The sequence below is a fragment of the Psychrobacter sp. 28M-43 genome (assembly GCF_014770435.1).
Classification (GTDB): Bacteria; Pseudomonadota; Gammaproteobacteria; order Pseudomonadales; family Moraxellaceae; genus Psychrobacter.
Genome location: NZ_CP061739.1, coordinates 1410970 through 1431902, shown reverse-complemented (window position 1 = coordinate 1431902; position 20933 = coordinate 1410970). Strand labels below are relative to the sequence as shown.

General features: G+C 44.0%; 14 protein-coding genes. 8 read left to right on the top strand and 6 right to left on the bottom strand.

Annotated elements, in window-relative coordinates:
• Positions 1-51: 51 nt before the first annotated feature.
• Positions 52-798: a siderophore-interacting protein gene (locus tag IEE84_RS06055; protein ID WP_191115230.1), complete on the top strand. Its 747-nt coding sequence runs from the start codon at positions 52-54 to the stop codon at positions 796-798.
• Between the two features lie 67 nt (positions 799-865).
• Here the strand turns inward: IEE84_RS06055 and IEE84_RS06050 are convergent, their stop codons facing one another.
• From IEE84_RS06050 to hppD, 4 genes are all read right to left on the bottom strand, one after another.
• Positions 866-2275 carry a Na+/H+ antiporter NhaC family protein gene (locus IEE84_RS06050; protein ID WP_191115229.1) on the bottom strand — a complete coding sequence of 470 codons (1410 nt, stop codon included), beginning with the start codon at positions 2273-2275 and terminating at the stop codon, positions 866-868.
• 103 nt (positions 2276-2378) lie between these two features.
• Complete coding sequence (locus IEE84_RS06045) at positions 2379-2720, bottom strand: 4a-hydroxytetrahydrobiopterin dehydratase (RefSeq protein ID WP_191115228.1); 342 nt, start codon at positions 2718-2720, stop codon at positions 2379-2381.
• A gap of 149 nt (positions 2721-2869) precedes the next feature.
• Complete coding sequence (gene phhA / locus IEE84_RS06040; protein WP_191115227.1) at positions 2870-3805, bottom strand: phenylalanine 4-monooxygenase; 936 nt, start codon at positions 3803-3805, stop codon at positions 2870-2872.
• A 132-nt stretch (positions 3806-3937) separates the two neighbouring features.
• On the bottom strand, positions 3938-5038 hold the full coding sequence (hppD, locus tag IEE84_RS06035; RefSeq protein ID WP_057759888.1) for a 4-hydroxyphenylpyruvate dioxygenase: 1101 nt from the start codon (positions 5036-5038) through the stop codon (positions 3938-3940).
• 160 nt (positions 5039-5198) lie between these two features.
• Here hppD and IEE84_RS06030 point away from each other — a divergent pair, with 160 nt between their 5' ends.
• The 5 genes from IEE84_RS06030 to IEE84_RS06010 all read left to right on the top strand — a co-directional run bounded on the left by IEE84_RS06030 (position 5199) and on the right by IEE84_RS06010 (position 11058).
• Complete coding sequence (locus IEE84_RS06030; protein ID WP_191115226.1) at positions 5199-6146, top strand: LysR family transcriptional regulator; 948 nt, start codon at positions 5199-5201, stop codon at positions 6144-6146.
• A 157-nt stretch (positions 6147-6303) separates the two neighbouring features.
• Positions 6304-7500 (top strand): amino acid aminotransferase, encoded by a 1197-nt coding sequence (locus tag IEE84_RS06025; protein WP_191115225.1) that lies wholly within the window; start codon positions 6304-6306, stop codon positions 7498-7500.
• A gap of 317 nt (positions 7501-7817) precedes the next feature.
• Complete coding sequence (gene fahA, locus IEE84_RS06020) at positions 7818-9119, top strand: fumarylacetoacetase (protein WP_191115224.1); 1302 nt, start codon at positions 7818-7820, stop codon at positions 9117-9119.
• A 173-nt stretch (positions 9120-9292) separates the two neighbouring features.
• Positions 9293-9868 (top strand): VOC family protein, encoded by a 576-nt coding sequence (locus tag IEE84_RS06015; protein WP_191115223.1) that lies wholly within the window; start codon positions 9293-9295, stop codon positions 9866-9868.
• Positions 9869-10005: 137 nt separating this feature from the next.
• Positions 10006-11058 (top strand): TRAP transporter substrate-binding protein, encoded by a 1053-nt coding sequence (locus IEE84_RS06010; protein ID WP_191115390.1) that lies wholly within the window; start codon positions 10006-10008, stop codon positions 11056-11058.
• 45 nt (positions 11059-11103) lie between these two features.
• Here IEE84_RS06010 and IEE84_RS06005 read toward each other — a convergent pair whose 3' ends face one another.
• Positions 11104-11961 carry an IclR family transcriptional regulator gene (locus tag IEE84_RS06005; RefSeq protein WP_191115222.1) on the bottom strand — a complete coding sequence of 286 codons (858 nt, stop codon included), beginning with the start codon at positions 11959-11961 and terminating at the stop codon, positions 11104-11106.
• A gap of 157 nt (positions 11962-12118) precedes the next feature.
• Here IEE84_RS06005 and maiA point away from each other — a divergent pair, with 157 nt between their 5' ends.
• Positions 12119-12769, top strand: a complete 651-nt coding sequence (gene maiA, locus IEE84_RS06000) for a maleylacetoacetate isomerase (RefSeq protein WP_224737975.1) — start codon at positions 12119-12121, stop codon at positions 12767-12769.
• 337 nt (positions 12770-13106) lie between these two features.
• Positions 13107-14285 (top strand): acyl-CoA dehydrogenase family protein, encoded by a 1179-nt coding sequence (locus tag IEE84_RS05995; protein WP_191115220.1) that lies wholly within the window; start codon positions 13107-13109, stop codon positions 14283-14285.
• Between the two features lie 171 nt (positions 14286-14456).
• On the opposite strand, the gene IEE84_RS05990 is transcribed toward IEE84_RS05995, so the two are convergent.
• Positions 14457-20609, bottom strand: a complete 6153-nt coding sequence (locus tag IEE84_RS05990; protein WP_191115219.1) for a YadA-like family protein — start codon at positions 20607-20609, stop codon at positions 14457-14459.
• Between the last annotated feature and the right edge of the window lie 324 nt (positions 20610-20933).

Sequence of the window (20933 nt, the reverse complement as noted above, 5' to 3'; positions counted from 1 at the left end):
GCGGTTTGGTGCTATTAGTAAGCCAACTCGTTGTTAGAAGGAAAGCACAATATGGCAAAACCTACTCTAAGAGTACTAGAAGTTATTGGCACTAGATACATTACGCCAAATATGTGCCGTGTCACGCTTGGCGGTGCTGGCATGGTTGATTTTCCTATCGATCAAGAAAGTGCTTATATCAAACTGATATTTCCTCAAGGTGGCGACAACAAGCCACTGATGCGTACTTATACGGTGAGCGTGCAACGTGATGACGCAATAGATGTTGATTTTGCTTTACATGAGACGGAAGGACCTGCATCGGCATGGGCACGAAATGCGCAAGTCGGCGATCAAATTCTGATAGGTGGTCCAGGGCCAAAAAAGCTCATCAACAATGAAGCAGATTGGTTTTTTTTGGTCGGTGATATGACTGCGCTACCAGCAATTACGGTCAACTTAGCCCAGTTGCCTACTGATGCTCATGGTTACGCAGTACTTGAGGTGACGACTGAGGCAGATCGTCAGACGCTCCAAAAACCAGAGAACGTCGAGATACATTGGGTGATTAATGCGCATCCAAATGCAGACGATAGCCCCTTACTGAACTGTGTTAAATCATTGAACTGGCTTGATGGTCAACCTGCTGTATGGGCAGCGTGTGAGTTCCATAGTATGCGTGCACTGCGCCAGTACTTCAAAGTTGAGCGCGCGATACCAAAGACGCATTTATATGTTTCTAGCTACTGGAAAGTCGATAGTACAGAAGATCAGCATAAAATCGTCAAAAGTCAGGATGCGCAAACGGAAGATCAGTAGTTACGTATTTCGAAACAAAAAAGGTGGGGCTAATATTAGCCCCACCTTTTTTATAGCCTGCTGTTTATCACAATTCAGCGGTCTTCATATTGCCCTCTTTAACCCGACTAATCGTCAGCCCCGTAAACCCGAATAGCAGCGTCAGCAGCAATGACAAATAACAGAAGAACGCATAAGGCAGATAATCTAATACCGGCACCCCTAGTGCCTGACTAATAAACACCCCGCACACACTCCAAGGCACCAATGGATTAATCACCGTTCCTGCATCCTCAATCGTCCGAGATAAATTCTTAGGATGTAGGTGTAAGCGCTCAAACGTTGAACGAAATGCCGTACCTGATAATAGAATACTCAAATACTGCTCACCAATCAGCACGTTAATGCTCAATGCCGACATAGCGGCAGCGAATATTGCTCGTCCTGATGTTGTCAATGTGTCTTTAATACCAGATAGCAGTGCTGGCAGAATCCCTAGTGCCGTTAATAGACCACCTAAGCTTAATGCCAGTATCACAATCGCCTGCGTAAAGAACATACTCTGTACACCGCCACGCGACAGCATACCACCTACCTCACCCAGCTCCAATGACTCAGCAGGGGCATAGCCTGCAAACAGATAACCACCCAACTGACCAAAGCTTGGTGAGCTATGCACATAAGTAATGATCAATGCCGCAGCAATAGTACAGATAATCGTATAAATCGCATTAACCCGAAACAGTGCTAACCCAACCAATACGACAAACGGCAATACCGAATACCCATGTACCAAACCACTGTCTATCAGCTGACCTTGTAATATAGTCACTTGACTCAGATCAGCACTGGTCGTCTGCCCTGAGAACATCCAAAACAATATCACCGTGAGTATCCACGCAGGGACTGTCGTATACATCATATTGCGAATGTGCTCAAACAGATCGATACCCACTACTGAGGACGCAATCGTACAAGTATCAGATAATGGTGACATCTTATCGCCAAAGAACGCCCCTGATACCACTGCCCCTGCCGCTATCGCCACATTGGCATCAAAGGCATTACTCATACCGATAAAGGCTACGCCAAGCGTTGCTGCAGTCGTCAAACTACTACCTAAAGCAATACCGATAATAGAGGTTAAGATAAAGGCAGAGATATAGTAATACTCAGGTGAGATCAGCTGAAAGCCTACATACATGAGCGTTGGAATCGCTCCTGACATCATCAAAGCCGCAACCATCAGTCCAATAAAGAAGAACAAATAGATAGCTCCAATACCGCGCATGACCCCTGAGGCCATTTGCGCTTGCATGTCATCAAAGCTGAGTCCTTTATACATACCAATAGCCAGTAGCACACAGATAGCGAGGATAAGAGACAGATGAGGCACCCAGCCAAAGCCGATCATGGTGATGCCCATGATACCGATGACGATGGCGGATATGATAAAGGCGAGCTTGGCACTGATTAATGTAAGCGGTTTTGGTGGCATGACACATCCTTAAAATGCCAGTAAATACTGGCACTAAATTGGGTTTGATTTTAATTTTAATGGTAGAAGTATGATTGAAGTGATTTGCTAGTGAAGCAACTTATTACTTACCCAGTAAGTCATCGGTCTTAGCTGCCATGACGAAATCATTGCGATGCAAACCCTTGATACTATGTGACCACCAAGTGACCGTAGCCTTACCCCACTCTACCAATATACCCGGATGATGACCTTCTGCTTCGGCGATTTCTGCCAGTTGATTGGCAAATGCCATTGCTGAGACAAAGTTTTTAAATTTATACTGACGCTGCAATTGCTGAATACCATCCACCTCGATTAGTGACCAGTTAGGAATTTGCGGTAATAATTCTTTTGCTTCGGCTTCATCAACTTTCGGTGCGCCAATGCGGCAAGCTTCGCAGCTGTTTTGTGATAGTGCTGTCATAATAAAATCCTTTTATAGTGGCTGTTTTCGATGTCTGTTTTGATAGCTATTTTTTAATGTTCATACATCCATGCTGATATAGCTGTATTGCTATCTCAATATTCCGTACTGAAGTGATGGTTTTCACGTTTAATTTTGAATTGATATCTTTAACGAGCTTTTTCTGGATAGGTCGGCTCAAATAGTCCAAGCGACATAGCTTTTTTGACCGCACCCATAATGTCACTATTGACGATATCAAATAAGGTATCTAATTCATCGATGACATAGTAGATTGGCTGTATCTGATCGATACGATAAGGCGTACGCAGTACATCAAGCAAATCAAATGCTCGGTGCTCTGGTTGAGATTGCGGCTTATTTTGAGCGATTGAAAGCTCTTGCGGCGTCCGATCAAGTGCGTAGATCGTTTCAGAAGGTGAGCTTAATATACCGCCGCCATAGATTCTACGATTTTCTACGCGACTGCCGACCAATCCAAACTCAATGGTAAACCAATACAGTCGTGCTAAAAACCAGCGCTCTTCTTTCGTTGCGCTAAGACCAAGCTTGCCATACGTCTCATTAAACGTCGCAAACGCAGGATGGGTCAACAGCGGGCAATGCCCAACGATTTCGTGAAAAATATCAGGTTCTTCGATATAGTCCATGTCATCAAATCGACGAATAAAAGTCGCCACAGGAAAGGACTTATTGGCGAGCAGTTTAAAAAATTTACCAAAGCTGATTAATGCAGGCACAGCGGCGGTCTGCCAACCTGTGGTCGCTTGCAATACCTCATCGATATCATGTAACTGCGGGATATGCGTCGTCGGTAAATTTAACTTAGTCAAACCCTCTAGATATGCAGTACACGCACGATTGGGCGTTTGTTCCGCTTGACGTGCCAGCAGCGCTTGCCACATCGTATGTTCATCATCACTATAGTGAATATGACCATTACTATCTGGCTGATGCGAGATATACGGCTGTTTTTTATTTGTCGCGTTAGAATGACTGGACGCATCGTTGCTTTGCTTACTAGTAGCAACGCTATTGATACCGATGGCAGTATTAAGAGAATCTATCTGTGATAGGCGTTCCATGCCTGTATTCCTTTTATCGCAATGAGAGCATTACCTTTGCAGTCGTGCTTGTAGGTAATACTCCTATTAAGGACAACACAAACTCCTTTTGTCTTGTCCGTTGATTAAATGTGGTCTAAGCGTTAGATAATATTATAGGGTTTCAGTCTCTGGCTGACCGACTGTGCCGCGACGTACTTGGTCGCGCTCTATCGATTCAAACAACGCTTTAAAGTTACCTTCACCAAAGCCATCTGCATAATCGCCTTTACGCTGAATGAACTCAAAGAAAACTGGGCTACCCAAAATAGTTTCAGAGAAAATCTGTAGTAGCAGACGCGGTGCACCGCCTTCTGTGGTGCCGTCCAACAAGATACCCCGCGTTTGCAAGTCAGCAACATTTTCACCATGGTTCGGTAAGCGCTCGCTCAGCATTTCATAGTAGGCTGCATTTGGTGCAGTCATAAGCGGAATACCAGCCGCTTTTAGCTTATCGATACTGGCAAACAAATCATCACTGGCTAGCGCAATATGCTGAATACCTTCGCCATTGAAATGCATTAGGTACTCTTCGATTTGGCCACCGCCCTGCTTGGCTTCTTCATTCAATGGAATACGGATTTTGCCATCAGGCGCGGTCATGGCTTTACTGGTTAGTCCCGTGTACTCACCTTTGATATCAAAGTAGCGAATCTCGCGGAAATTAAAGATACGCTCATAAAATTTTGCCCAGTACGCCATGCGTCCGCGATAGACGTTGTGCGTTAGATGGTCGATAACTTTGAAGCCATAGCCGACAGGGTTTCTGTCTATATCTGCAAAGAATTCAAAGTCGACATCATAGATAGATTCGCCATCTTTATAACGGTCAATCAAATAGATTAATGAGCCACCAATGCCTTTGATAGCAGGCAACCTAAGCTCCATCACCCCAGTTGGCACATCTACTGGCTGCGCACCCATTTCAACCGCACGCTCATACGCTTTTTTGGCATCTTTTACGCGAAAGCCCATGCTACAAGCACCAGCGCCATGCTCTTCAACGAAGTAACTGGCTTGGCTTTTTGGTTCGCGGTTTAGGATGAGGTTGATATCACCTTGGCGATATAGCGCAACGTCTTTTGAACGGTGATTGGCGACATGGGCAAAACCAAGCTGCTTAAACAATGCGTCGACCGCATCAGGCTGCGGAGAGGCAAACTCGACAAAATCAAATCCATTTAGTCCCATTGGGTTGTCAAATAAATCTGCCATTGTAATTATCCTTAATTTCAATTGGTGGTAAAAGTCGATCAATAGTAAAAGTCTATAAAACGATTAATAATCAATCTTTATTGTTGACGTTGTATTTATATTAGATTAGCTTTATTTATAAGACTAATTGTTTTTTATGATTTATTTATCAGGTTTACTTATGAATATCAGCATTCGCCAATTGACCGCATTTATCAAAGTCGCTGACAACGGCAGCTTTACTCGTGCCAGCGAACAGATGTATTTGACCCAATCTGCCGTCAGTGGATTGATTAAGGAATTAGAGACTGGCCTCGGTATCGTGTTGTTTGATCGCACCACTCGCCAGTTGTCTCTGTCCGCAGTAGGGCGGCATCTATTACCACAAGCGCGGCGTATCTTGAATGAGATGCAGCTGTTTGAAAATGAAGCGAGTAGCTTGACCAGCTTAGCCCAAGGTCAGGTGCGCTTGGCTGTATCACAGTTCGCGGCGTCTTCCCTACCTGCCGTCATCGCTCAATTTGCCAAAGAATATCCAAATATCAGCGTCTCACTATTGGACTGCTCAGCCGAGAATTTGCTTAAGCATATCCAAGATATTGAAGTCGATTTAGGCGTTGGCACCGAACTTGGTTTTATAGAAACTGAAGATGATATCGGGGCTGATCTGTTGTATCAGCTACCATTTTGCGTGGTTATGCCAGACAGCCATACACTGGCAAAAAGAGATGAAATTACTTGGCAAGATTTATTAGAAACGCCACTAATTACCTTACAAGGTCCGTTCCTCGATCAAGTAACCGCAGAACTCGACGACTCTATCTCCGCTCATGTTCAACAAGCCCGCTACAAGGTGAATTTTATGTCTACCGCGCTTGAGATGACTCGGCAAGGTTTCGGCATTACCTTATGCCTACCCTACATGCCTGAAGTTATTGATTGGGTCAGCGCCAATGGTCTGCTGATGCGACCACTCACTCAACCAGTCAAAATGCGGCAATTTTTTATCTATCAGCGTGCCTCACGGGCGCTCTCTCCGGCGACCATTGCTTTTAAGCAGTTTTTGCAAACGTATTTTGCGACCCATTATAACGACCTACATCACTCTGACTCATCGTCTAGCGAATGACGTATAGCATGTCAAATGCGCTTGATAAGCAGAGAAACAATCTATTTAGCTATTTATTTTATTAATTGCCTCATATAACCCACTCTCGTGTTGAGTTCAGCCGCGATTTGCTCTATGATTTTCGGCTGCTCGATTTATATTTTTATAAGGAAATGGCATGTTTGAACGTATCGATTATTACGCTGGTGATCCAATCTTAGGTCTTATGGAAAAATACTCAGCAGATAGCAATCCTAACAAGGTCAATTTAGGTATTGGTATTTATTATGATGAGAATGGCGTATTGCCTGTACTCGACTGTGTAAAAACAGCCGAAGAGCGTATTGCTGATCCTATCGCACCGCGTCCATACCTACCAATGGCAGGCCTGCCAGGCCACCGTAAAGGCTGTCAGGAATTACTGTTTGGTAAAGACGCCCAAATTTTAAAAGACGGCTTGGTCGCTACTATCGCTACAATCGGTGGTTCTGGCGCGTTGAAAGTTGGTGCTGAATTTATTCATGACTGGTTCCCACAAGCTAAGTGCTATGTGAGCGATCCAACATGGGGCAACCATATCGCTATCTTTGAAGGCTCTGATGTAGAAGTCGGTAAATACCCGTACTACGACAAAGCTAACAGCAGCATCAAATTTGATGAAATGATTGCGTTTTTTGAAACATTAAACAAAAACGACGTCATCTTACTACACCCATGCTGTCATAACCCAACCGGTATGGATTTGACCCAAGCGCAATGGGATACTGTACTCAATGTCGTGAAGGCGCGTGAGCTAATTCCATTCATGGACATCGCTTATCAAGGGTTTGGCGAAGACATGGACAGCGACGCTTACGCTATCCGTAAAGCGGTTGAGATGGGCTTGCCATTGTTTGTTAGCAACTCATTCTCTAAAAACTTATCGCTATATGGCGAGCGCGTCGGCGGCCTATCAGTCGTCTGCCCAACCGTAGACGAAACCGAACGCGTATTCGGTCAGCTAAACGCAACCGTACGCCGTATCTACTCAAGCCCGCCATCACATGGTGGACGCGTGGTCGATATCGTCATGAACGATGAAGCCCTACATGAGCAGTGGGTTGGCGAAGTTTATGCCATGCGCGACCGTATCAAAGCCATGCGCCTAAAGCTAAAATCAGTGTTAGAAGCCAAAATCCCTAACCGTAACTTTGATTACATCACCCGTCAAAACGGTATGTTTAGCTTTACTGGTCTCACGCCTGAGCAAGTCGAACGCCTACAGACCGAGTTCGGTATCTATATGGTCTCTAACTCACGTATGTGTGTGGCTGGCCTAAACACCAGCAACATCGACTATGTGGCCAATGCCATGGCAGACGTCTTAAAAGATTAATTAGTCCAAGTTACTTAACATATTACACAGTATGTAACTTTATAAAAAATAAACATAGATAAGAAAGGCTGAGCGATTGCTCGGCCTTTTTTTATGCCTAGCATTTAATCAAAATTATTTCGTCACAATTATTTTATTAAAATCATCTAGTCAGAACCGTTTAGTCAAAACAACGACAACCACTTTTCAAAGTAGCTTTTCACAAAAGACGTTGGACGTTTCATAAAAAACTTGCAATCCATATATCAGTAAATTACATTATACGTAAGTGATTAATTATAACGTAATTCATAATTTATATTAGCAAGGAGCAAATCATGTCAACGACTGACAGCACCCTCACCTCTTTTATCGATATCGCTACTGACTCTGACTTTTCTATTCACAATCTCCCTTATGGCATCTTTAGCGAAACCAAAGACGCTGCTAGTGATAACAAGCGCCGTGCAGGCGTTGCCATTGGTGAGCATGTACTGGATCTATCTGTACTCGAAGCCGAAGGATTATTAAGTTTAGACGGTGGTCCGTATTTTGACCAATCCACGCTAAATGCTTTTATTGATTCTGGTCGAGACAATTGGACACAGGCACGCACAATCATTCAGACACTGCTGTCTAATGACAATGACACCTTACGTGACAATGCCGACTTGCAAAAAAAGGCGCTATTTAAGCAAGCAGACGTCACCATGCATTTGCCAGTACAAGTACCGGGCTTTACCGATTTTTATTCATCGAAAGAGCACGCGACCAACGTCGGCACCATGTTCCGCGATCCAAACAACGCCCTACTGCCTAACTGGACCGAAATGCCAGTTGGCTATAACGGACGCGCCAGCACCGTTATCATCAGTGGAACTGATATCGTACGTCCATCAGGTCAGCTAAAGCCTAGCCCTGATGAGCGTCCTATTTTTTCTGCCTGTAAGCGCTTGGATTTTGAGCTAGAAACTGCATTTGTCGTTGGCAAAGGCAATCATATCGGTCAGCCAATCGCCGTAGATGAGGCCGCTGATCATATTTTTGGCATGGTGTTGCTTAATGACTGGTCAGCACGAGATATCCAAAAATGGGAATACGTGCCTTTAGGTCCATTTAATGCTAAGACCTTTGCCTCTGAGGTGTCTCCTTGGATTGTCACCATGGATGCGTTGGCTCCGTTCAAAACAGCTTGTCCAACACAAGAACCCAAGCCGCTTGCATATCTAAACGAAAAAGCTAGCGATAACAGCTTTGACATCAATCTGTCGGTTGAGTTACTGCCTGAAAATGCGGAAACAGCGACCGTCATTTGTGAGACCAACTTCAAATACATGTACTGGTCAATGGCACAGCAGCTCACCCACCACACAATTACTGGCTGCAAAGTAGAAGTTGGTGACATGATAGGTTCAGGTACAATCTCAGGGCCCACGCCTGACTCTTATGGTTCAATGCTAGAGATTGCTTGGAACGCTACCAAACCAGTCACACTAAAAGGTGGCGAGACGCGTAGCTTCATCGAAGATGGTGACACGGTCATCATGAAAGGCTATAGCGAGAAAGATGGTATACGTGTTGGCTTTGGTGAAGTACGCGGCAAAGTACTACCAGCGCTGAGCTTTGATTTTGACAAGTAGCATTTGGAAAATAGTGACTAATAAATAGTATTTAAAAATAACATAAATAGAGAAATAGCAAAATAGGCGTGAAAATTCTCATGCAGGCAGATAGGAAGACAAACGCATTCACCTACTCATCGTTATGTGAATAAAGCCAAATGAGTGACACGCCTTATCAAAAGGAGTTTGATATGAGCTTTCAAATTGAGAAAATTCATCATGTGGCTTACCGCTGCAAAGATGCCAAAGAAACCGTCGAATGGTATAAAAAAAATCTAAACATGGATTTTATTTTAGCATTCGCAGAAGACCATGTGCCTTCGACCAAAGCCTTTGACCCCTATATGCACGTCTTTTTGGACGCTGGTAATGGCAATGTCTTAGCATTTTTCGAAGTACCCAACCAACCTGAGATGGGCTTTGACCCGAATACCCCAAGCTGGGTGCAGCACTTAGCGCTAAAAGTTAAGGACCGTGAGGCGCTAATTGTTGCCAAAGAGCATTTAGAAAATGCCGGCATCGATGTCATTGGCGTGACCAATCACGGCATCTTTCACTCGATTTACTTCTTTGATCCCAACGGTCATCGTCTCGAGCTGACCTATGATGATCCAACCTCAGAAGACAAAGTATCGATGATTACAGATGCCATCAAGCAAGACATGCTAGATGAGTGGTCTCGTACCAAGCGTGCTCCCGCACATACACAATTTTTGCATAGTGATGAGTTGGCTGAAGCACGCGAAGTTGCTCCTGTCGGTGAGTAACTCTCCTGTCATTCTGTTTACTACCTTTTTACATGATCAGTTAATCATCACTTTAATCATAGAAGTGCTAATTGACGACATACCCTAGGTATCAATAAATAGCGAACCCTATCTAACCATCATGAAAGGATTCTATGATGAAAATAAGAACCCCTCTAGGAATACTCTTAGCCGCCTCAATTTCGATAACTGGCTGCTCCAATAACGACCAAGCAGCAGGCGCGTCTACAGATGCAGGTAAAGTGACAACGTTGCGGTTCTCGCATTTCATGACTGCCACTGACAATATAAATACCGAAGCGTTAGAGCCATGGGCAAAGAAAATTGAAGCAGATTCAAAAGGTCGCTTAAAGATTGAGATCTACCCTTCTGCAACGCTCAGCAAACCAGGTGCTACCTATGACGCTACGGCGAAAGGTAGTGTAGATATTGGTATGCAAGCGCAAGGATATACAGCAGGACGTTTTCCTTTGACTCAAATTGTAGAGTTGCCAGGTATCACAAATACCGCACAGCAGCAGAGCTGTATACTTCATAAGCTATATGATGACGGTATCATTAAAGATGAGTATGAAGACACTCACTTGCTCGCGTTGATAGGGACTGGACAAGGCGCGCTTCATACGGTTGATAAACCGATTCGCACGCCAGCTGATATGAAAGGTCTGCGTATTCGCCAACCTTCTGCGGTTGCGAGCCATATTATCGAAGCCACTGGTGCTGCACCTGTCGGCATGCCTGCCAGTGATACCTATACCTCTCTGCAGCGCGGTGTCATTGACGGGCTCAGCTTTACTTGGCAACCCATTCAAGCGTTTCGCCTTGATGAGCTGATCAATACGCACACCAATATTCCTTTTTATAACTCTACCTTTGTGATTAGCATGAACAAAGAGAAATACAACCGTTTGCCTGATGACCTCAAAAAAGTAATCGATGATAATTCTGGCGCAGAGCTAGCAGCGCATATCTCTAAAGTATTTGACGTCAGTAATGCCAAAGCAATGGCCGCTGCCAAAGAAAAAGGCGATATTATGATTGATATCCCTGATCCACTCAACGACCCAGATTGGAGAGGCCCATTGATGGAAGGCTCTCAGCATTACCTAGATGAAGTAAATGCAACTGGCCTAGACGCTGACAACGTATACGAAAAAGCAAAAGCGGCCAGTAGCGGCTGTATGGTTTAGAGGATGAATTGAAGACACGTCCTAGCTTATAGCATCATATACTGGCTAGGCAATTTGATAACGCTGTGCTATCGCCAGTATTTGCTTAACCACGTTATGTTGCTCGCTCATCGGTAACTGCTCTGTCGTTCCAATGATAGTGATGGCATATTCTAGCGGTAAATCTTCACTATCAGTTTTGTCACTACTCGTGGATGGTTTAGTAGCACTATTGGCAAGCTGTGGCAATATAACAGGAATCGTAATGGCGTTAATCCCCATAAGCATATCGCCCGTCACTGTCGCATAGCCTTGAGTACGAATTTTGGCCTGTAGCTGGGTAAAGTGCTGCCACTTATCAGCCATATCTGCGACGGTATTACTCGTATGCCACTCAGCTGTGACCAATGGTTGAATGACGGCATCAGGTTGATAACTGGCAAATAACTGCCCTGTGGCCGATGTCGTCAGAGGCATACGTGAGCCAATGCGAGTAATGATACTAATCGGACTGTCTGGCTCAACGGACTGAATAATAATAGGACCTTCGCTAAACCATTTGGCGACTTGCACACCGCAATTTAAGGTGTCTTTGATTTCATTAGCCACTTGCGTGAGACGTGCCAAAAGATTGTTTTGGTTGAGTTCCGTATGTCCTAGTGATGCCAATGCATTGACTCTATCGCCAAGCCCATAGCGACCATCATCAAGCTTACGCGCGTAGTTTTTGCGGATAAGGCTGACTAAGTAACGATGGGATTTTGCTGGATGCATTTGCATGGCTTCAGCGATATCCTTTAGCATCATAGGCTCATTACGGTCGATCAGCACATCGAGTAACGACAGCCCAATCTCAAGCGACTGAACCCCACTTTGGTTTTTATTGCTGATAGAACTGTCTACAAGGGTTTTGTCTGCTGGCATGATTTGCTCGATTCTGGTGTGCTTGGTTATTTTTTAATTTTGCTTGTTAGTGGTTTGTTCAATAAGGGTTTGCCCGATCAAATATCACTGAGATACAGATCTTACTTCATAGTATTTATCTTTATAAAAACACATCAATATAAGGACATGAATCATGATGACACTTTATGGCTACTTTCGTAGTAGCACGTCTTACCGTACTCGTATCGCTATGAACCTAAAAGGCTTAGATTACGATGATATCACGATCAATCTAGCACAGGATGAACAGTTAGAATCTGCCTTTAAAGCCATTAACCCGCAAGGATTAGTACCTGTCCTACAGACTGACGATTTATTATTATATCAAAGTCCAGCTATCTTGGAGTGGTTAGAAGATGTCTACCCTGAGCATCCATTATTACCTAACGATGCTGCTGGGCGTATGCAGGTACGCGCGCTGAGCGCTATAATTGGTTGCGACATTCACCCAATTAATAATCGCCGCATCCTACAGTACCTACGCAATGAGCTGTCAGTAGACGAGAAAGATGTGGTTGCATGGTGCAATCGCTGGATCAGTGAAGGTTTTGCCGCTTTAGAAACACGCTTGACGGCGGATAACAATCGCGGACAGTTCTGCTATGGGGACAGTCCCACTCTCGCAGATTGTTATTTAATTCCGCAAGTCTCTTCTGCTCGCCGCTTCAAAGTAGATTTAAGCGCTTATCCCAGTATCGTAGCCATTGATACTCATTGCCGTACACTAAAGGCATTTGCAGATGCGGATCCTATGATGCAACCTGATGCGCCGAAACGTGATGCCTAATTTAAGACAGTTTTTATAGGATACCTATCTTTATAGAATATTTATCTTCTCGGCCAAATATTAAGTGGCTTAGAATTAACACTTAATATTTGGTCGAGCTTTATTCTTCGCTATTCTTTACCCCTACCTATTTTTACAGCTTAATTGCTGAATTTAGCCTCATTGATTATTATTTATTCAGTTTTTACAATATAATTTTTAATATATTCATATTAACGGTTGTATGGTGGGCAGCTGTTGGTTATTCTTTATATAAGCATTTGTCATCGCTCAAATTTGTACTTTATCAGCTGTAGAAAAAAGTACTGTCTTATTCATCACAATAAGGTTGAACAATATGAATGATATATCCTCAGCAGAGATAACCACTCTACCATCGGATGCAGCAAACAAGATTTATGCATCAGCAATCATGTTCAGAGATGAAACAGAAAGCGCTAGAAAAATTGCACCCGTGGTAGTCAATAAACTTTCAGAATTTGCATTATTTAGAATGGGGCTGCCTAAATCATTAGGAGGATGGGCAGGCAACCCAGTAGAAACGCTAAAAACTTATGAGACGTTGGCCAGTGCTGAGGCCTCCGTTGCTTGGATCGTTTGGAACAATCATTTGGCCTGTACATTCGGTCGATTTTTGGACGAGTCCAGCATGAAAGAAGTATATAGCGACCCCTCTCATATTTATGCCAATTCCGCACGTCCTGAAGGCGTGGCCCAAACAGTAGATAATGGCTATATGGTATCAGGACAATGGACACTCGTCTCTGGATGCCAATTGGCTGACTGGTTTGTGCTCCGTTGCCTCGTTATCTCCGAAGGCTCTCCTACGACCCTTGGCCCAGGTGCAAAGTTAAAGCTGTTTTTTATTCCCAAGAAAGATGTAAAAATCATTGATACCTGGGATGTGGGCGGTTTAAATGGCACAGGTAGCCACGATATAGTCGTCAAAGACGCTTTTGTCAAAGAGGCTTATGCAGTTGACTTTGATAGTCCTGTGGCTATCGACACTGCCTACAGTCGTCTGCCTATCGGTTGTATCAATGCTGCTGGCTGTGCGGCGATGGCGCTAGGCGTATTAAAAGCCGCTATGGATGACTTGGTTGATATGTGCCTTGAAAGAGTAACACCTGGTAAGAGTCCAGATCTACGCGACCGTGCAACGGTACAGGCTACCATTGCTAAGAGCAAAACAATACTGGCATCGAAACGCGCCCAACTGCATCACAGTGTAGATATATTATGGGAAGAATCTCAACAGAAGAACACCTTTACTTATATACAGCTTGCAGATGTATGGGCAGCGTCTTGTGAGGCCGCAAGAGAAGCTCGTGACATGGTATCTGAAATTTACGCAGTCGCAGGCACAGCCTCCCTATATAAAAAGCACAAGATAGAACGAGCACATAGAGATATTCATGCGATTTTGCAGCATGGCATCATTCAACCTCACTGGATGAATCAAGCAGGTATGGTCTATGTCGGACTGACACCGAATGGCGCAATGTTCAGAATATAGAAGCCCTTAATTAGAAATTATAAGCGCTTGTAAGACACAATTTACAAGCGCTTATTTTGATTTATCGATAGCTTTATTACTTTAATTGTCTATCTTTAAGCCGTAAAAAAGCAAGACATTGGATGTCTTGCTTTTTTATAGTCTATCGATAACTACAATTGAGAGGTTTTGTTAGTCAAAATGGAAGCCTGCACCCACTGCACCGCCTACGTTGCCCTGAGTATCTGCCGTACCATTTACCTTGATGACCCAACGACCGTCATTAGATAATTTAGAGAAACCAATTGCTACAGCGCTCTCTCCATTATAGGTACCGACACCGCCACCAATCAATGACTTACCTGCGATATAAGCCTGAGGCATTGCCGACATTGCCATCGCAGCTGAGATACCTGCATTTGCATCGTCTTCTACTTCGTCAATTTTGTAGCCAAGATCGCTCATATTGTTATTGAGTCGACTATCAAGCGCGCTAAGCTGACTATAATTGACGGCGTCTGTTGCTTCGACCCCATCGGCGACACCAGTCATACGTTGGTTACCAGCATATAGACCTTGAGACGTCATACTTGGCCCATCTTGCATACTGATGCCCTCACTATTAATAACCGTTGTCCCAACTGTGACACTATCAACGCTGATATTACCGTTTAGATCAAACTTAATACTACTGCCATCTGCAGTGGTAGTAATGTTATTGCCACCAGTGAAACTGAGGACACTCTCATCGCCAATTGGTTTGTTGATATTGGCACCACTGTCTGCGCCAAAATTGAGTCCAGCATCTAGCTTATCCGTATTGGTTTCGATATTCGTAGTATTGGTCGTGATATTGCTGGTATTCGTAGCAATATTTGTCGTATTGGTCGCGATATTGGTTGTATTAGTGGTAATGCTCTCTGTGTTAATTTGCACATTTTCACTAATTTCAATCGTGCCTTGTCTGATAGAAGCAATCGCACCATCGATATTGCTTTCACCCGTTCCACCAATGTCACTGTTGATGAAAGTACCATCTTCGGCATTGTAAACAGTGTCACCACCGATAATACTGCTGATACCAGTTCCTTGGGCATAAAGCTGACCACCATTTATAGCGTCCTGACTTGTCGCCGAAACTTCCCCATTTTGAACGTTGGTAATTTTGGTATTAGCGGCATCAATACCACTTTTCGTGATGCTTGGGCCACCTGCAATGGTCAGTCCATTATCATTCATAACCGTACCACCAGTGGTTACGCTATTCAAAGTAATATCTGGGTTCAAATCAAAGCTAATGTCATTAGCATTGGTAGGTATGGCTACAGCTTGTAGTGATGGACTACTATCGAAAGCAGCCACATCACTCACTGATTTCCTAGATACCTTGATATTACCGTCTTTACTACTGAGGTCGACAGCATCTCCTTGTTTTACCATCGTAGCGATATCACCTTGAGCGGTGATGCCCCAACCTTGATCTAAGGCAATGGCGACATCTTTTAACTGCCCAACATTGACAGCATCCGTATTTAGCACACCTTCCCCAACGTTGCGAATGGTGTTGCCTCCATTGTCTAGACCACGGCTACTCAATGAGACCTGCGAAACCATTCTATTCACGCCATTTCCAACGAAGGTAAAGCCTGCATCACTCATGATACTATTGCCTATCTGTATACTGCCATCATCTCCGAGGTCTAACTGATTATTCAGTTTCACTTGGACGCCAGTCGCAGAAGCGACAGTAGTCAGATTGTTATCTCCTGTGACATTGATGGTATCGCCTAGCGAAAATTGCTGATCATTGGCACTATTGCCGTCACCAATTTTGATGCCTTTAGCGATTTCATCATTAGTCATAGTGAGCTGTGCAAAGTTTACGGCATCGGTTGGGGCAATTCCCTTATCAACTTTGATAATTCTATTATTACCATTATCAAGACCTTCGTTGCTTAACGTAATGGTCTGATTAGGACCATCAGTGATGGTGACGCCTGCATTGTTAAGCACCGTGCTTTCCATTCTCACGCTACCGTTTTTACCAAGCATGACATCTTCAGCCAATCTAACATTTAGATTGCCCTCTTCATCAGCGATCACACCGATATTGTTCTCAGTTAACTCTGTCGCGCCTCCTTGGAGTGTCAACGTTTGACCCAACTTGCGATTGACGACAACGGTTGTATCATCTCCTGTGAAGTTCAGTCCTAGGTCCACTGTATTGTTGGTTGCATTTAATTGTCTAACATTGACGGCATCTGTATCTCCCTGACCATCATCTACATTGACGATTCTATTGCCACCATTATCAAGACCTTCACCACTCACACGAACTGTACTATCAGCAAAACTGGCACTAGTGAAAGTGACATCCTCTGCTGTAGCGACTTTAATACCACCATCCTCAGCAGTGAGAACAATGTTATCTCCTGTTAGGAAATTAGCCGTATTGTCCGTTTGGTTAAGCGTTTTAACGTCAACGCCATCTATTTGAGCAACAATGGTCTGCATGGCACTGTCCGCTTTTACCAGACTGGCTTTGCTATCAGCACTTAAGTCAATAGCATAATCGGTCGTGTTAGTTGTATCATCTTTTTCACCTGCAGTAACTGTGACAGCTGCAGATCCTGCTGAAGCAGTCACACCATCCGCATTAACAGTATAGACATCTTGACCGTTACCACCTGTAGACTTCACAACACCCGCAATATTAGTACCTGCGGCGACCTCTGTTTTAGCGGCAGCGGAGGCACTATTGAGCTGACTGACATTGACAGCATCATTTGGGTCTTCACCGTTATCAACATTGACAACCCTTCTATTACCAGCGTTGATACCACCAGATCTTGTTACGCTTGGACCACCGATAATTGTTAAACCATCCATGGTTAGAACAGTTCTAGGAATACCTAGTGGACCATTCACAAATACTCCTAAGCCATTAACTGATGTACTAGCCAGTGCATTACCCGTTCTAACACCTAAGCCATCAACGGTAGTACTAGATAATACGTTACCTGTTTTGAGGCCAGAGCGATCAAGTGTCGTTGTATTACCAAGACCGAATGGAGAGCTTGAACCCATTTCTACACTACCATTATTACCTAGGTCTAAGTTGTTGTTGAGTTCGAACGAGACATCATTGTTGTTAGCTGTTTTGGAGACAGTGATATTGCTGTTTTTACTATTGAAGTCAACTGAGTCGCCAGGTTCTACCGTACTTGCGGTAGCACTATTACCTTGTGCACTAATATCCCAACCTCTATTAGCAGTTTCTGTCACGACGTTTAGCTGCCTGACGTTGACAGCGTCCATAGGCGCATCACCATCATCTACATTGATGATTCTGTTGCCGCCATTATCAAGACCTTCACTACTCAAACGAACTGTACTATTAGCAAAGCTGGCACTAGTGAAAGTGACATCCTCTTTTGTAGCGATTTTAATACCGCCATCCTCAGCACTAAGAACAATGTTATCTCCCGTTAGGAAGTTAGCCTTATTATCCGTTTTATTGAGCGTTTTGACATTAACGCCATCTATTTGGGCAATAATAGTCTGCATGGCACTGTCTGCTTTAACTAGACTGGCTTTACTATCGGCACTTAAGTCAACGGCATAATCGGTCGTGTTAGTCGCTAAGTCTTTTTCACCTGCAGTAACTGTGACAGCTGCAGATCCTGCTGAGGTTTTAGCACCATTAGCATTAACAGTATAAACATCTTGTCCTGTGTCACTGTCGATTGAGAAATCAACACTAGAAACATTGGTTCCCTTTAAGACTTTGGTTCTGGCAGCGGCAGACGAGCTACTTAGCTGACTGACATTGACAGCATCATTTGGGTCTTCACCGTTATCAACATTGATAATCTTTTTGTTACCAGCGTTGATACCACCAGATTTTGTTACGCTTGGACCACCAATAATATTGAGACCATTACTAGATAGAAGAGTTTTAGAAAATGGCGTTGATACAGCGACGCCTAAACTACTAACATTTGTGTTAACAAACCTATTCCCCGTTTTAACACCTAAGCCATCAACGGTAGTACTAAGGTATGAGTTACCTGTTTTAAGACCAGAACGATCAAGTGTCGTTGTATCACCAAAACCGAATGGAGAGCTTGAGCCCATTTCTACACTACCGTTATTACCTAGGTCTAAGTTATTGTTGAGTTCGAACGAGACATCATTATTAATAGTGTCTTTAGAAACAGTGATATTGCTGTTTTTACTATTGAAGTCAACTGAGTCGCCAGGTTCTACCGTACTTGCGGTAGCACTATCACCTTGTGCGCTGATATCCCAGCCTCTATTGGCTGTTTCTGTAACCACTTTTAGCTGAGATACGTTCACTGCATCCGTATCTGCTGAACCACCTGCAACGTTAACGATACGACGTTCGCTTGCAACAGCGCCTACTGAGACGGTGCCGTTATTGGCATCAGCCGCAACATTGGTTAAGAAAGATGCACCGCTTTGTACCGCCCCAATAGAGTTTTGACCTAAAGCCACGCTGTTTAGAGCATTTGCTCTAGAACCTTTACCTAGTGCAATACTACCTAACGCTTCAGCTCGTGCATCAAGACCAAGTGCAATAGTGTCTTGGGCAGTTGCTTTTGCTTCATAGCCTATCGCAACCGCACGACTTGCGGTTCCGTTTGTGGCTCTTTGACCTATCGCCACTGAATTAACACCCGCTTTGGCCTCCTGACCACCAGCAAAGCCGTTGAACGAAGATCTTGCGCCTTCACCGATAACGGTTGCATTTGCGTTTGCAAATGCGCTCTCTCCAACAGCGGTTGCATTATTACCTTTTGCATTGGCATTCGAGCCAACGGCAAGAGCATCAGTACCTGTTACTGACGTGGTGTATGGCTGTGCACTGCTAGAACGAATAGGGAAATCAATGCCAGCAACGATAGTATCTAATGCTTTTAATTGAGATACGTTTACTGCATCACTGTTTTGAGTACCTGCTGCGACATTAACAATTTGGCGAGTACCATTAGTAGAGCTACCAACAGAAACTGCACCAAGGCCTGTACTATTAGTTGCGGTAATAGCTGCTTTGTCTACGACACTAGCACTTGTTGGAGCAAACCCAACCGCACCACCTGCAACGTTAGCCACAGATTGCGATCCTAGTGCCACACCATCTTGAGCATTAGACTGAGCGCCAGCACCCAGTGCCACGGCCCCTTTTTCAGTAGCAGAGGCAGCCACACCGAACGCTGATGACGCGGTTGCAGCAGCATTCGCATGCGTACCTATTGCAGTTGCAAGATGACCCGCCGTACGAGCTTTGACACCAATTGCTATGGAAGCTGCCCCGCCCGATTCAGTATTTCCTGTATATGGGTCGCTTGCATCCAGTAGATCTCGACCCGCATATTCATTAAAAACCGTATTGACTGTACCACTGTTTAGATCAGTGCTAGTGATACTACCGTCGATATTGTATATCGATGCTAAGTTTAGGTCATCGCCACCGATGGCAATAGAAGAGCCGCCTCTTGAAACGACATTGGCACCAATAGCAATAGATTGTTCACCACTTGCCAGCGTCTGTTGTCCAAATTCAGAGCTACCAATAGCGATGGTTTGGCTGCCAGTTGCCTTTGCGTTGCCACCCATGGCCATAGCGTTATAACCTGTTGCGCCATCGTTGTTGGCATTACCAATAGCTTCAGAGTCAACACTATAATATTTGGTTTTATTGTCTTTAACTATGTTGACCAATCTGTATAGCTGCGAGCCATTAACTGCATCTTTACTCCCTGCTATCACAGCACCATTGGATACATTGGTGATTTTGTTATTACCATTGTTTAGGCCACTACTGCTCAAAATGACACTATTGGCTGGATTTATGGCTGTAATCTTAATGCCAGAATTATCGACTAAGGTATCACCCGTTTTGAGACTGCCATCAGCGCCTAAGTCGACATTTTCATCGAGCTTTATCGTTAGCGCTTTATCACGCCTACTAGCAGTCACGCTGATATTTTTGGTATTGGGATCGCCAATGACCGTCTCTCCACCCTGCACCGTTAGTGTTTGATGAAAGAATGAGTTGGTATGTATTCTAGTTGTTGGATCGTCTCCAGCAAAGTAAGTACCCAATGCATTCGCCTGCATGCTAAAGCCAGCCGCTAGTAGCCCAAGCGCTATAGTGCTCAGACGTAACGTATGGATAACGGACAGGTTAGACGTTGTATTGATGGTAGCGTTAGAGCTAACGCTAGTTTTGGAAGATTTGCCACGTCCCTTCGCGTATTCACCAACGGCGGTAAAACAACTTAAGGCTTCATTCCAGATGACTTTATAAATGCGGTTCATGATGCGTACTCCCTTACAGACTTGTCAGATTTAAAAAATCAGAGATAAGATCTATGTCAGAGAGACGATGTGACAAAATAAAACGGGTTATAAGCTTATAATAACGAGACCTTGTTCAAATAATAGTTGTAGTAGTCTTTAAGGAATAAGACGTTCTGTTTTGTATAATCTTTATCACTCTCTGTATATATTAGTATTACCGAATATATACAGAGAGACAATGCCTTTCATCCGTGTTTTGATACCGTTTGTCTATTATATTCATATAAACGAATATAAATACTTTTAATTTTTGTCTATTTATAATAAATTACGTCGGTTTTA